The following is a 12859-nucleotide window of genomic DNA, read 5'->3' as shown; positions in this document are numbered from 1 at the left end:
AGGCGGATTTTTTTTCGAGTGGGTTTCGGGGACGCTGCGGGCGCTAGGGGAGCAGGCTCGGAGTGGGTGCGTCGATCGCGGGTGGGGGCGACGGTACGTCGGCGGAGTCCGGCTTCGTGGACACGGAGGGCTCGACCGGTACGGCCGCGTCACGGGGTGTGCCCGGCAGCTCAGGATCGACGGAGACGTCCGGAAGGCCGGACACGCCCGGTACCTCGGGCACCTGCGGAACATCCGGCGCCGACAGCTCGGGCAGCGCCGACAGCGAGACCTCTGGCAGGGGCGGCACGGACAGGGGGAGGACTGACCGGTCGTCGGCCGACGGTGATGCCCCGGGCTCGGGAACCGCCGTGACGTCCGTTGCCTCTCGTGCGTCAGGGGCGCCGTCCCGGCCTGAGCCGTCGGGCCGGAGCGTTTCGGCGGGCCCCGACACGGTGGGCCGCGGAGCCGACCCGCCCCCGTCACCGTCATACGCGTACGGCAGCACGAACCCCGCCACCGCCAGGGTCGCTGCCGTCGAGGCGGCCGCCACGGCCTGCGTCCTGGCGCCCCCGCGCGGTTGCCCCCGCCCGATCAGGAACAGCGCGAACCCCAGCGTCGCCGCCAGTGAGTTGCGCAGCGTCCGCCGGGCCCGGGCCAGCAGTGACTCAACGGTGCGGTAGCTGAGCCCCATCTGTACGGCGACCTGACCGACGTCCAGGTCCTCCGACTTCAGCCGCAGCGCCTCCGCCTGGCGTGCGGGCAGCTCGCCGCTGCGGACGGCCAGCCACATGGCCTCGGCCCGGTCGCACACCGCCTCCTCGACGGGCACCGGTCCGGGTGCGATCAGCGTCGGGCTCGTGCGGACCTCGGCCTCGCGGTTGACCTGCCGGTAGCGGTCCACGCACAGCCGCATCGTCACCGTCGTCAACCAGGCCGCGAGTCGCTCGTCGTCCAGGTCGGGGCGTTCCGCTGCGCGCAGCATCGCCTCGTGAACGGCGTCCTCGGCGTCCTCCAGGCTCATCGACCTGCGCCGGGCCACTTTGAGCAGGTGCTCGCGGTGGCTCCACATGCGCTGCCAGCGGTCGTCGGCCGCCGTCGTCTGTGCAGGCATGGTCTCCGCAGGCATGTCCGTCGCCATGAGGGCCCCTTCGCGCTCATCCACCGGCCTCGTGCTCGTACCGTCCGGCGGCGTGGGGCGACATTACCGTCCGGTAGTCGGGCTTGTGGAGGGGGATGCGTTGTGCCTCCGGCGGTCACCGCCGACGGCCGGTCGTGGAGATCTGAAGGAACCCCATGTGCCACGTGTGTGGCTGAGCACTTCGGGGAAGACGAACGGCCATGGCTGGTCACGGGAGTTGGGGGCGGACGATGATCGGATCCCGGGCAGTGCCCACGGATGGTCTCTCCCCCGTGTACGACGAGACAGGAGCCGCATCCGCGCGTTTTCTCCTCTGGCTGGCCGAAGAGAGCGGCGGCGTCGCCGGCAGGCGCGTGGCCAGCGACGCATACGCACACCATGAGCGGTGCAGCCTGGAACTGGTCGAGGGCATCGTGGAACGCCTTGCCGCACTCGGCTGGATCGCCGTGCACAACGACTCCGGTGCCGTGCCACCGCTGGTCAGCCCGACCGCCACCGGGCTCGCGGAGGCGCGGGCCTGGGACGAGGCGTACGCCGACCGGGACAGCCGGCGCCGGTACGCCAAGGCGGCCCTGTTCGCCTGGTGGGACAGGGCGGGCCAGCACCAGAGCGGCGGGCAGAACGCAGAGGGCTTCCTCTGGACGCGGGAGGCCTTCTACTGCGGCCGGCAGCTCGCCTTCGAGGACCTGGAGTACGCCAGGGACCACCTGAGCCTGCCCACTCCCGTGCACGTCGGCGTCGGCGAACAGGGCGCCGGAGTGTTCCTGTCCTTCGAGCAGCTGGCCCAGCTGGTGCAGGCGTCCCGCCCCGACCTGTCCGAGAGCGACAGCGAGTTGCAGCAGGTGCGCGAGCTCGCCGAGGCCCTGACCGACGCCTCGCGGCGCGGTGCCCAGCCCGACCCGGGCATGCTGCAGCGCTTCCTGCAGCACAGCGGTGACCTGGCACAGGCCGGGTCCAGGTCGGTGGGCAGGGACATGGCGTCCGGCATGGTTTCGGAGATCATCCAGTCGATGCTGAGGCTGGGATGATCGATCCCGCAGGCCCCGCCCTCGTGCCCGAGGGCCAGATTCCGGAGGCGTACGCACGTCAGCCCCTGCTGCGGCAGCTGGTGCCGCGCCTGGTCGGACTCGAACGCGACCAGCACCGCAGACGGCCACGCCACGAGTTCGCCGAGGATCTGCCGGTGTTGCTGCTCAGCGGGCGGCACGGCACCGGCAAGAGCGCCCTGCTGGACGACCTCCAGAATGCCTACGCGCCCGATGCGGGCCCCTGGCCAGGGCCGCGCGTGCCGTTCGCGCGGATCAACTGCGCGGCACTGGAGGAGCGGGTCAGGGTCGGCCCGGAGATCTCCAACAACTCCCACGCGGTGGAGGTTCTGGTCGAGCTGGTCACCCAACTGTCCCGTCCCGTCGCCGGGTTCGGACGGCTCCGCTTTCCCCGGACCACCGCCGGGCTGCTCGCCGTGGTGTCCGCCCGGCGCCCCGGCAACGACGACGAGCTGCGGGTGGCCGACCGGCACGCGGCGGCCCTGATGGGACCTCCGACGGGCGAAGGCCCGCCCTCGACCTGGGCCTCGCTCTTCCGCCCGGCGCTGCCCGTTCCCCCGGACGGGGTCACACCGGACCCCGCGGCGTTTCCCGAGGCGGCGGTGCGTACGTATCTGGGCAGGCAGTACCGATGGCGCTCGCGCAGGCTCGCCTCCCGCCAGCTGGTCGGCTGGTACGAGAGCTACCGCAGAGAGGCCGACAACCGGCTGCGCGGACTGCCGCCGGGCGCGGACGCGCATGCGCGGCCGGTGCCGGCCGCGGAGCGTGCGGGGGCCGTGGCCCGGCTCTGCCGGGAGTTCCACCAGGGCCGCGGGTTCAGGCGTGGCGTCGAGCGCATGCTGATGGCCGCGTTCCTCGCGGATGTGCGCTACGGGCCCTTCCGGCGGGCGAACCGCGCCCCGCGTCCGCTGCTCCTCCTCGACAACGTGCACACCGACATCGGGCGCGACTTCCTCGAACTGCTCCTGGAGCAACGGGCGCGGCTCAGCCGTGACGCCCGCGACCAACTGGTCGTGATCGCCACCGAACTGCGCGGCGACGACAACCCGTCCACCCGGGACGACGCCCCCGACGAGGACAACGACCCTTACCCGGAGGCCACGTACCGCTCCCTGCACGAAGTCGGCACCAACTCCCGGTGGACGCGCAGTGGTCCCGCTCCCTCGGCGGGCGTACTGGTCCTGCCCCTTCCACCGCTCGACACGGAACACGTGGAGCGGATGCTGAAGCGCGACGAGCAGGCCTCCTTCGATCCGTACATCGCCACCGCCGTACACGATGTGACCCGGGGCCACCCCATGGGAGCCCGCCGCCTGTGCGACGCCGTGGTGCGCAAGGCGGGCACCGAGGGGTGGGTGACCGCCGAGGAACTCCTCGACCTGACCCATCCCGACGGCGTCGGCGAATCCGTCATCTGGCGGCTGCTCAACACCCTTGTGGGCAGCGAGAACCACGACGAGCTCTGCCTGTTCTCCCTGGCCTGGGACCGGGAGGCGGCCGAGCAACTGGCCGAGCGGTGGGTGCCACGCCGGATCGACGGCCTGCCCGCGGCCGACGGAGCCGCCGCCCAGCTGGAGCGGGAGCGCTGGTCCCGGGGAACGGGCAGCCGGCCGTTCATCACGGACCGGTTTCTGCGCGCCCTGCTGGTGCATCAGATGCGCAGCGGGCGCGGCGGCAGCGGGGTGGACTGGTTCAGCGCGCACGCCCTGCTCGCCGAGCACCACCGGCAGCGGGCCGAAGGCCGCTCGGGGCAGGCGGAAAGGGCCGAGCGGTCCCGCTTTCTGTGGCACCGGCTCGCCGGGGGAGAGGCGCGGGAGGTCGTCGACTGGCTGCACGCGGAGTTCCTCAGGGACGACGGCGACGCGGTCGACTGGCTGCACATCCTGCGCACCGTGGCCCATGCGCCACGCCCGCCGGGCGACGTCTGGTTCGAGCAGTGCCAGGAGGTCGGAAAGGGGCGCCGGGACCGGCTGCAACTCCAGGCGGACCCGGAAGTGGGCCTGGAGAAGCAGGCCGTCAACCGGCTCCTGCACGCCCTGTGGTATGCGGCGGACGAACTGGCCGAGGCGGACCGGACGTTGGTCGACCGGATAGGCCAGGACCTGTCGTTCCTCTCCGCCCAGCATCTGACCGGCCGCGCGGTCCTGGCCCAGGCAGCCATCCGCTGGCCGCGCGCCGTGAAGGACGGCGAGGACTGGCCTCTCGAACGCCACTGGCAGGGCGACCAGCCACGCACGGGAGGGGCGCGATGAGCCGTACGGACCGCCGCAACTGGGTCTGGCTGCCGAGCCGGCTGCGCTTCCGGGTACTCGGCCTGATCGATGTGGTGGCCTTGTGGGTGGTGGTCTCCGTGCTGTTGGGAGCCGGGGCCTGGTGGGGCCTGGACGCCTACCGGGACAACCGCGACTACTGCACCGAGAACCAGGAGCTGCGGCGCGTGGTGACCGACGCCGGCGAGGAGTGCATCGGCGTCACGGCTGCCGCGTACGCCTTCGACCCGGGCCTCGCCGACGTGATGGGCCGGATCGAGGACGAGAACAAGGCGGCCCGGGAAGCGGCACGGAAATCGGGCAAGCCCTTGGTGAGCGTCGCCGTGGTCATGCCGTACACCTCCACGACTCCCGGCGCGGCCATGTCCAAGGACCTGATCCGGCACTCCCTCCAGGGTGCCTACGTCGCCCAGTACAGCCACAACAACGGGGCCGCCACCGATGACACCGCCGTCCAGCTCCTGTTCGCCAACGTCGGCGAGGATCTGGCCCACTGGAAGACCGTGACCGACGAACTGGCCTCCCGGCGCACCGGCGATGCCCCCCTCGTCGCCGCCATCGGCTTTCCCAACAGCGACAACCACACGCTCGACTCCGTGCAGCAGGGGCTCGCGCCCCAAGAGATTCCGGCGGTCAGCGCGGTGCTCAGCTCCCGCGACATGGAAGACCCCTACCTCTTCAAGGTCTCGCCCTCCACCGACCACCTCGTCGACTCCCTCAAGCAGTACGTGACCGACAGCGACAACAAGGTGGACCGCGAGAACACGTTCATGATCGCCGACGAGCAGGACGACAACTACGTCGCGAACCTCCGCACCGTCTTCCGCGAGGAGTTCGGCGAGGAGTACGGCATCGACGACGGCCCGGTGCAACGGCGGATCGAGACGTACCGGGGAATGAAAGGGCTGGACCGGGGCGATGCCCGGGTCTTCCGGCGGGCGGTGGACACGATGTGCGCGGCCCGCGCCGAGACGGTGTTCCTGGCCGGTCGCGACGCGGACCTGCCGGACTTCCTGGACACCATCGACCAGCGGCCCTCCTGCTACCGGGACCCGGACGACGAGCCGTTGCGCATCCTGCGCGTCAGTACGGGCCGCGACCCCGTCACCGAGACGCCGGAAACACGTCGGATCGCCGAGCAGCACAACATCGAGATCGTGACCGCGGCCGCCGTGGACGCGCCCCGCTGGCTTGCGGGCAGGGACGGTGACGACCAGGTTCCCCGGGCCTTCGGGCGCTTCGCCGGCTCCTACGACCGGTATTTCGGCAAGGAGAAAGCCGACGCCCTCAGTGACGGCTACGCCGTGATGTACCACGACGCCCTCACCGCCGTGGGCACCGCCGTGGCCGCGGCCCAGGACAACGGGGTCGGCTCCGTGGACCACCAGGACGTCTACGACGAACTGCGCCGGGGAAGCCCTCTCCCACGCTGCGCCGCAGGGTGCGTGCAGGGCGCGAGCGGCGTCTTCACCTTCGTGGACGAGAACATCGGGGCCGACAAGCGCGTGCGGCACGAGGCGGCGGCCGGGCTGTGGCCGGTGTGCAAACCGGTACCCGTGGTCACCTTTCCGAAGGAGCGGCTCAGCCGGTCGCCGCTCTACCGGACCTACCAGGAGCCGGGGCAGACCTGCCCACGCCCGTGAACCGGCAGCGGGCGGAGCCCGATCCGCGCGCGGCTCGCTGTGGCCGCTCGGGGCGCGTTGCTTCGCTCGTCAGCCGTCCAGGTGATGGTCATGCGCGGAGTGGTGCCCGTGGTGGTCCGGCGGAGGCGTGGAGTCGCCGGTGCCGTCGGCCTGTGGGGAGCCTTCCGGGGCGTCGGCGGGGCCGGGCTGTAGCCCGGCCAGGGTGACCGCGACGAGCCGGTGGGCCGCGGCCTTGGACGGCAGGTCGCCTGCCGCGGTCAGGGCGTGGAGGCAGTAGCTCGCGAGTTCGGCGGGGGCGATGTCGCCGCGGACGGCTCCGGTCCGAGCGCCTTCGGCCAGTAGCGCCTCGACCATGCCGTGGAGTCGCCGCTGTGCCTGGTTGACTTGCTCGTCCCGGTGCAGGAACGCCGCGAGGTCGCCGTCGTGGTGACTGCGGGATGTGTGGGAGATGAGGGCGAACGCCCGCAGCACGGCTTCCAGCCGCTCACCGGCGCCCTCGGTCTGGTCCCGGACCTTGGCGAGGTGGTCGAGGTGGTGGCTGATCTGCCGTTCGTGCCAGGCGAGCAGGATCGAATCGACGTCCGGAAAGTACTTGTACAGCGTCGCGCGGCCGATACCGGAATCCTTGGCGATCCGCGACATCGTCACCGATGTCAACCCGTGCTCGGCGACCAGCGCTGCGGTGGTGTCCAGGACCGCGGCGCGTACGGCGGCGCGGTGGGCGTCGATCGTCTCGTTCCACAGCTTGGGCACGGCCCCAGTATACGGACCGGCGATGCCGTGACAGTATGGATTGATAGAGACAGTGTGTATTGATAAAGCTGATTGGCAGCCAGTCCCCACCCGGACCTGACCCGCCCTCACGAAGGAAACGCCATGCCCACCGCCGAAGCCCGCGTCGAAACGGAACGCCCCAGTCGGTATCTCGTCCAGTTCTGCAAGCACTTCTCCAACAAGGGGCGCCACCTCGGGCACCGGCCCCGCGCCCATCTGGGCGGTGACGCGCAGATGCCGAGTGCCATGCGGGCCGTGGCGGAGCAGGCCCGCGTCGACTGGTCCGACACCGACGGGGAAGTCAGCCTGGCCTGGGGCCGGATCACCCTGCAGGCCGGCCCGAGTGTGCTGACGCTGCGTGTCGAAGCCGCGGGCGACGAGGAACTGAGGCGGCTGCAGGACCTTGCCGCCGGTCACGTCGAAAGGTTCGGCCGGCGCGACGGGCTGAAGGTGAGGTGGCAAAGACTGGATTCTTCTGCGGGTTCCCACACCGGCGCCGGGGCGCCGGGCGGGGGAGCTGTGCCGCGTCGCAGACACCTCAGGGTGGTGGGACTCGTGGCGATCGTCGCGCTTGTCCTCGCCGTACATCTGGGGCTGGGCGGTGCCGTCTTGGCCAACTTGCAGTGGACCGGCTGGGCAGTTGGCGGCGTCCTGGCGGTCGTCCTCGTGAAGGTCGCCGTCCTGGGCGGGTTCGCCGTTCGTCGCGGCCGAGCCACGAAGAGCCGCTGAACGGCCTGCGGAGGGCGAGCGATTCGCGGCGAGGCCGCTGCCCGGGCAGGGTGGCGCGGCTCAGGGCGTCCGGCGGGCGGTGACGGCTCGGCGTATGCCGTAGGCGGCGATGCCGAGAACGAGGACTGCGGTGCCCCATGCGACGGAAGCGGCGGGCAGGGTGAAGGCCAACAGCAGGCACCCGGCCAGGCCGACCGCGGGGACGATGCGGGGCGGGCGGTTCTCGTCCCTCGTGAGTGTCCAGGCCGAGGCGTTGGCCACGGCGTAGTAGACGAGAACGCCGAAGGAGGAGAAGCCGATCGCGCCGCGCAGGTCGGTGATGGCGGTCAGGACGGCGACGACGGCGCCCACCAGCAGTTCGGCGCGGTGCGGCACTTGGAAGCGCGGGTGAACGTTGGCCAGGGCGTGCGGCAGGTGCCGGTCGCGGGCCATCGCCAGAGTGGTCCGGGAGACGCCCAGGATCAGAGCGAGCAGGGAGCCGAGCGCGGCGACGGCCGCCCCGCCGCGCACGACGGGCGCCAGCCAGTCCGCACCGGCGGCTCGCACCGCTTCCGACAACGGCGCCTCGGCGGCGGCCAGCCCGTGGGGGCCGAGCACGGTGAGGACGGCGACGGCCACCGCCGCGTACACGACCAGGGTGAGGGCCAGGGCGAGTGGGATGGCGCGAGGGATGGTGCGCGCGGGATCGCGGACCTCCTCGCCGAGGGTGGCGATGCGGGCGTACCCGGCGAAGGCGAAGAACAGCAGGCCCGCGGCCTGAAGGACGCCGATGACGCCGAAGTCGGAGCCGATGTCCAGGCGGCTCGTGTCCGTCGCCGAGGAAGTGAGGCTCGCGACCACGACCGCCGCCAGCACTGCCAGGACGACGGCGACGACGGCTCGGGTGAACCATGCGCTCTTCTGGATCCCGGCGTAGTTGACGGCGGTCAGCGCCACCACCGCGGCTACCGCGACCGTGTGGGCTTGGGCGGGCCAGACGTACGAGCCGACGGTGAGCGCCATCGCGGCGCAGGAGGCGGTCTTGCCGATCACGAAGGCCCAGCCGGCCAGGTAGCCCCAGAAGTCGCCGAGCCGTTCGCGCCCGTAGACGTAGGTGCCACCGGAGGCGGGATAGCGGGCGGCCAGCCGGGCGGAGGACGTGGCATTGCAGTAGGCCACGACCGCGGCCACCGCCAGACCGGCCAACAGTCCGGAGCCGGCTGTGCGGGCGGCCGGGGCGAGCGCCGCGAAGATGCCCGCGCCGATCATCGAGCCCAGCCCGATCAGCACGGCGTCAGTGACGCCGAGGCGCCGCTGGAGCTGGGGTGATGCGGTCTCGCTGGGCTGGCCCATGACGTGCCTCCGTCTTTCCGGCGGTGGGGCCGCGATGGCCCCCGCCAGCAAGGTACATCAACCGTATTTGATGTATTCTCGCTTTATGAGGTCTTCGGGTCATGCCGCCCCGGCGTTTGTGCATCTGGCCGCTCACCCGCTGCGGTGGCGGCTGTTGACCGAGCTGGCCTCAAGTGACTACCGGGTCCGTGAACTGGTGGAACGGGCCGGACAGCCGCAGAACCTGGTCTCCTACCATCTGCGGCTGCTGCGCGGCGGTGGGCTGGTCACCGCCCGGCGTAGCAGTTTCGATGCCCGTGACAGCTACTACCACCTGGATTTGGAGCGTTGCGCGCACGCGCTCGCCCATGCCGGTACCGCCCTGCACCCGGCGCTGGGTTTCGATCCCGCCCCGCCGCCGTCGACGAAGCCATCGGCGAGACGACCCGCCGTGCTGTTCGCCTGTACCGGCAACAGCGCCCGCTCACCGATCGCCGAAGCACTGTTGCGTCACCGCACCAACGGTCAGGTCGAGGTGACCAGCGCCGGCAGCCACCCCAAACCCCGCATCCATCCCGGTGCCGTGCGGGCCCTGCGTGAGCACCACGGCATCGACATCTCGGGGCAGAGTTCGCGGCACCTGGACGCACTGGCCGACCGCCGGTTCGACTACGTGATCAGCCTGTGCGACAAGGTCCGCGAGGTCTGCCCCGACTTCGGTGACCATCCGCGGCTGGTCCACTGGAGCATCCCCGACCCCGCCGCAGCCGACGGCCCCGACCGGACCGGCTACCCCGCATTCGTCCGTACGGCGGCAGAGATCGACACCCGCATCCGCTACCTGCTGCCGCAGCTTGCTCTCACACCACGGGAGGTAGAGCCATGACCATGCCCGACCAGTTGGCCAGTGTCCGGTACCTCGTCGACGACGTCCAAGCGGCCGTCGACTTCTACACCACCCACCTGGGCTTCACCCTTCGCACCAGCGCCGCCCCCGCCTTCGCCGACGTGACACGCGGGCCGCTGCGACTGCTGCTGTCCGGCCCGGCCAGCTCCGGCGCCCGCGCCACCCCGGCCGGCACCGGCCCCGGCCGCAACCGCATCCACCTGATCGTGGACGACCTGAACGCCGAGATCGACCGGCTACGCGGCGCCGGACTGACCTTCCACAGCGACATGGTCTCCGGCCCCGGCGGGCATCAGATCCTGCTCACCGACCCCGCGGGCAACCTGATCGAACTCTTCGAACCCGCCCACTAGTCGGACCGCAATCTTCGACGCAGTGCTTGGTCGAAGGGGTGCCCTGGTCGGTTAGGGTCGCCTCGGGGCGGACGAAGCGGCTCCGTCCCGGTGAAAGTGATTGGCTTGGAGTGCATCGCCGCTGTGAAGCAGCCGATTGATGCATCCCTGTTGTGCCCTGATGCGCCCTCGCGGTGGGTGATCTGGGAAAAATAGCAGGTCATAGGCGTGTTCTGGGGGCACAGTGCGATTGAGAGTGGAGTTCACGACCGAGCCCTTCGACCTCGACGAGGCGCCGCCGCACGCGCTGGTCGCGCGGGAGGTCATCGAGGCGGCAGAGCTGGACGCGGTGGACGTCGGCCCGTTCGGCAACACAGCGGAGGGCAGCGCCGACGCCGTACTCACCGCCGTGGACGCCCTGTTGCGCCAGACCCTGGAGTCCGGCGCCACCCGGATCTCGCTGCAGTTCAACGTGATCGCGGAGGGCGAGGCGTGACCGGCACCGGGGACGAACCCTTCATCACGGCCGTGAAGCCCCTGGTCGACGCCATGGGCGGCGAGATGCTGCCGCCCGACCAAGCGGGCGAGGACGATGTCGTACTCACCTGGGAGGGCGCCGACGTCGTCGCCGTACGCCTGCCGCAGCTCGCCGACTCGCTGGACCACATCCTCGCGGCGCTGGAACGCAAGCAGGGCAAGCCACTGGCCGAGCTCGACCGCAAGGCCAAGCAGGAGGTCGTACGGATCCTCGAGGCGCGCGGAGCGTTCTCCGTACGGCACGGCGTGGAAACCGTGGCGAGTGCCCTCGGGGTGAGTCGCTTCACCGTTTACAACTACCTGAACCGCGAGAAAGAGGCCTGAGCAGAGGCCCCTCCGACCGGTTTTTTCAACAAACTGTTGACGTCGTGTGGCCGCAGGGCGTTAGCTGGTCCGGTGACTTCGAGTTCTTCGACGCCGGGCCTCGCCCGCTTCAACGCCCTGGAGGAGCACGCTGCCGCCGCGGCGCTCCACGAGGCATGTGCCTCGGCGGAGTGGGGGTGCAGGCTGCTCGCGGGGCGTCCGTACGCCACGGCCGACGACCTTCTCGCCGCCAGTGACGCCGCCATGGCAGAGCTGACCGAAGGCGACCTGGCGGAAGCCATGGCCGGGCACCCGCCCATCGGCCGCCCCAAGCCCGGCGACCCCACGAGCTCGCGTGAGCAGCGCGGCATGGCCGGCGCCTCCGAGGAGCTGAAGGCCGAGATGCTCGAACTCAACCTGGCGTACCAGGACAGGTTCGGCCATGTCTTCCTGATCTGCGCCACCGGCCTGACCGGCGAGAAGATGCGTGACGCGGTGAAGGTACGGATCGGCAACTCGCCGGAGCAGGAGCGCGAGATCGTCCGCACCGAACTGGGCAAGATCAACCGCATCCGCCTCGCCCGACTCGTGGAAGAACAGGACGACGACTGATGAGTACCGCATCGGTGTCCACCCACATCCTGGACACCAGCATCGGCCGCCCCGCCCAGGGCGTGCCCGTCTCGCTGTCGGCACGCGGCAGCGCCGAGTGGACGGCGCTCGGCACCTCCGCCACGGACGCCGACGGCCGCTGCAAGGACCTCCCGGCGCTGCCGGCGGGTACCACGCACGTACGCCTCCGTTTCGAGACCGAGGCGTACCTCTCCGCGCACCGGGACGAGGCTGCGTTCTTCCCGGAGGTCACGGTCACCTTCGCCGTGACGCCCGGAGAGCACTACCACGTACCGCTGCTGCTCAATCCGTTCGGCTACTCCGTATACCGAGGGAGCTAGTGCACGATGCCCATCCTTGGACAGAACCAGTACGGCAAGGCCGAGAACCGTGTCGTACGCGTCACGCGGGACGGTGCCACCCACCACATCAAGGACCTCAACGTCTCGGTGTCGCTGAGCGGCGACATGGACGAGGTCCACTACTCCGGCTCCAACGCGAACGTCCTGCCGACCGACACCACCAAGAACACGGTGTACGCCTTCGCCAAGGAGCACGGCATCGAGTCCGCCGAGCAGTTCGGCATCCACCTCGCCCGCCACTTCGTGACCAGCCAGGAGCCGATCCACCGGGCCCGCGTCCGCGTCGAGGAATACGCCTGGGAGCGCATCGAGAACTCCGGCGAGGGCGCCCACTCCTTCGTCCGCAAGGGCCAGGAGACCCGCCTTGCGCAGATCACGTACGACGGCGAGAAGTGGGAGGTCGTCTCGGGCCTCAAGGACCTGGTCGTGATGAACTCGACGAACTCCGAGTTCTGGGGCTACGCCAAGGACAAGTACACGACACTCCCCGAGGCGTACGACCGCATCCTCGCCACCGAGGTCTCCAGCCGCTGGCGCTTCAACTGGACTGACGACGAACAGCAGATGCCCGACTGGGAGACGTCCTACGAGCAGGTGAAGAAGCACATGCTCCAGGCCTTCGCCGAGACCTACTCCCTCTCACTCCAGCAGACGCTCTACGCCATGGGCGCGCGCATCGTCGACCACCGCGACGAGATCGACGAGATCCGCTTCTCACTCCCGAACAAGCACCATTTCCTCGTCGACTTGGAGTCATTCGGCCTCAAGAACGACAACGAGGTGTACTTCGCGGCCGACCGCCCGTACGGCCTGATCGAGGCCACCGTCCTGCGGGACGGGTGCGAGGCGCGCATCCCGGTCGACCTCAGCAACCTCTGACGCGGACACGGACGTACGGAAAGCTACGGACGTA

The 12859-nt window shown here is 70.5% G+C and carries 14 protein-coding genes; 11 read left to right on the top strand and 3 right to left on the bottom strand.

The annotated features are described in order from the left end of the window. Positions 1–43: 43 nt before the first annotated feature. Positions 44–1120 (bottom strand): sigma-70 family RNA polymerase sigma factor, encoded by a 1077-nt coding sequence (locus ACGFNK_RS40380; RefSeq protein ID WP_393424644.1) that lies wholly within the window; start codon positions 1118–1120, stop codon positions 44–46. 272 nt (positions 1121–1392) lie between these two features. Here ACGFNK_RS40380 and ACGFNK_RS40375 point away from each other — a divergent pair, with 272 nt between their 5' ends. Genes ACGFNK_RS40375 through ACGFNK_RS40365 form a run of 3 tightly spaced genes read left to right on the top strand, consistent with a single transcriptional unit; the run spans position 1393 to position 6079 of the window. Next, the gene (locus ACGFNK_RS40375; RefSeq protein WP_393424641.1) at positions 1393–2148 is read left to right on the top strand and encodes a hypothetical protein; all 756 of its coding nucleotides are present in this window, start codon (positions 1393–1395) and stop codon (positions 2146–2148) included. Then, complete coding sequence (locus ACGFNK_RS40370; RefSeq protein ID WP_393424638.1) at positions 2145–4418, top strand: hypothetical protein; 2274 nt, start codon at positions 2145–2147, stop codon at positions 4416–4418. The genes ACGFNK_RS40375 and ACGFNK_RS40370 overlap by 4 nt, the downstream gene beginning before the upstream one ends. Then, positions 4415–6079 carry a hypothetical protein gene (locus ACGFNK_RS40365; protein WP_393424636.1) on the top strand — a complete coding sequence of 555 codons (1665 nt, stop codon included), beginning with the start codon at positions 4415–4417 and terminating at the stop codon, positions 6077–6079. Before ACGFNK_RS40370 ends, ACGFNK_RS40365 begins: the two co-directional genes overlap by 4 nt. Before the next feature lie 69 nt (positions 6080–6148). Here ACGFNK_RS40365 and ACGFNK_RS40360 read toward each other — a convergent pair whose 3' ends face one another. Continuing rightward, positions 6149–6832: a TetR/AcrR family transcriptional regulator gene (locus ACGFNK_RS40360; RefSeq protein WP_393424633.1), complete on the bottom strand. Its 684-nt coding sequence runs from the start codon at positions 6830–6832 to the stop codon at positions 6149–6151. Positions 6833–6955: 123 nt separating this feature from the next. Between ACGFNK_RS40360 and ACGFNK_RS40355 the strand changes: the two genes are divergently transcribed. After that, positions 6956–7582 (top strand): DUF2218 domain-containing protein, encoded by a 627-nt coding sequence (locus tag ACGFNK_RS40355; protein WP_393424630.1) that lies wholly within the window; start codon positions 6956–6958, stop codon positions 7580–7582. A gap of 60 nt (positions 7583–7642) precedes the next feature. Here the strand turns inward: ACGFNK_RS40355 and ACGFNK_RS40350 are convergent, their stop codons facing one another. Next, positions 7643–8914, bottom strand: a complete 1272-nt coding sequence (locus ACGFNK_RS40350; RefSeq protein WP_393424627.1) for an APC family permease — start codon at positions 8912–8914, stop codon at positions 7643–7645. 85 nt (positions 8915–8999) lie between these two features. Between ACGFNK_RS40350 and ACGFNK_RS40345 the strand changes: the two genes are divergently transcribed. The 7 genes from ACGFNK_RS40345 (at position 9000) to pucL (ending at position 12825) form a co-directional block, all read left to right on the top strand. Further along, entirely contained in the window at positions 9000–9779 is a 780-nt protein-coding gene (locus tag ACGFNK_RS40345) for an ArsR family transcriptional regulator (RefSeq protein WP_393424624.1), read from the top strand. Then, a complete protein-coding gene (locus ACGFNK_RS40340) occupies positions 9776–10153 on the top strand; it encodes a VOC family protein (RefSeq protein ID WP_393424621.1) in 378 nt (125 codons plus the stop codon). The genes ACGFNK_RS40345 and ACGFNK_RS40340 overlap by 4 nt, the downstream gene beginning before the upstream one ends. A gap of 223 nt (positions 10154–10376) precedes the next feature. Further along, complete coding sequence (locus tag ACGFNK_RS40335) at positions 10377–10628, top strand: hypothetical protein (RefSeq protein ID WP_393424618.1); 252 nt, start codon at positions 10377–10379, stop codon at positions 10626–10628. Further along, a complete protein-coding gene (locus ACGFNK_RS40330) occupies positions 10625–10993 on the top strand; it encodes a helix-turn-helix domain-containing protein (RefSeq protein WP_386344954.1) in 369 nt (122 codons plus the stop codon). The genes ACGFNK_RS40335 and ACGFNK_RS40330 overlap by 4 nt, the downstream gene beginning before the upstream one ends. Positions 10994–11065: 72 nt before the next feature. Next, entirely contained in the window at positions 11066–11584 is a 519-nt protein-coding gene (gene uraD, locus ACGFNK_RS40325) for a 2-oxo-4-hydroxy-4-carboxy-5-ureidoimidazoline decarboxylase (RefSeq protein WP_393424615.1), read from the top strand. Continuing rightward, positions 11584–11925 (top strand): hydroxyisourate hydrolase, encoded by a 342-nt coding sequence (gene uraH / locus ACGFNK_RS40320; protein WP_393424612.1) that lies wholly within the window; start codon positions 11584–11586, stop codon positions 11923–11925. The genes uraD and uraH overlap by 1 nt, the downstream gene beginning before the upstream one ends. A 6-nt stretch (positions 11926–11931) precedes the next feature. Next, positions 11932–12825 carry a factor-independent urate hydroxylase gene (pucL, locus tag ACGFNK_RS40315; protein ID WP_393424609.1) on the top strand — a complete coding sequence of 298 codons (894 nt, stop codon included), beginning with the start codon at positions 11932–11934 and terminating at the stop codon, positions 12823–12825. Positions 12826–12859 lie beyond the last annotated feature (34 nt).

Source organism: Streptomyces sp. NPDC048825 (assembly GCF_043198355.1).
GTDB lineage: Bacteria > Actinomycetota > Actinomycetes > Streptomycetales > Streptomycetaceae > Streptomyces > Streptomyces xiangluensis.
The sequence above is the reverse complement of the archived record's forward strand: the minus strand, read 5'-3'. Positions and strand labels throughout refer to the sequence as shown.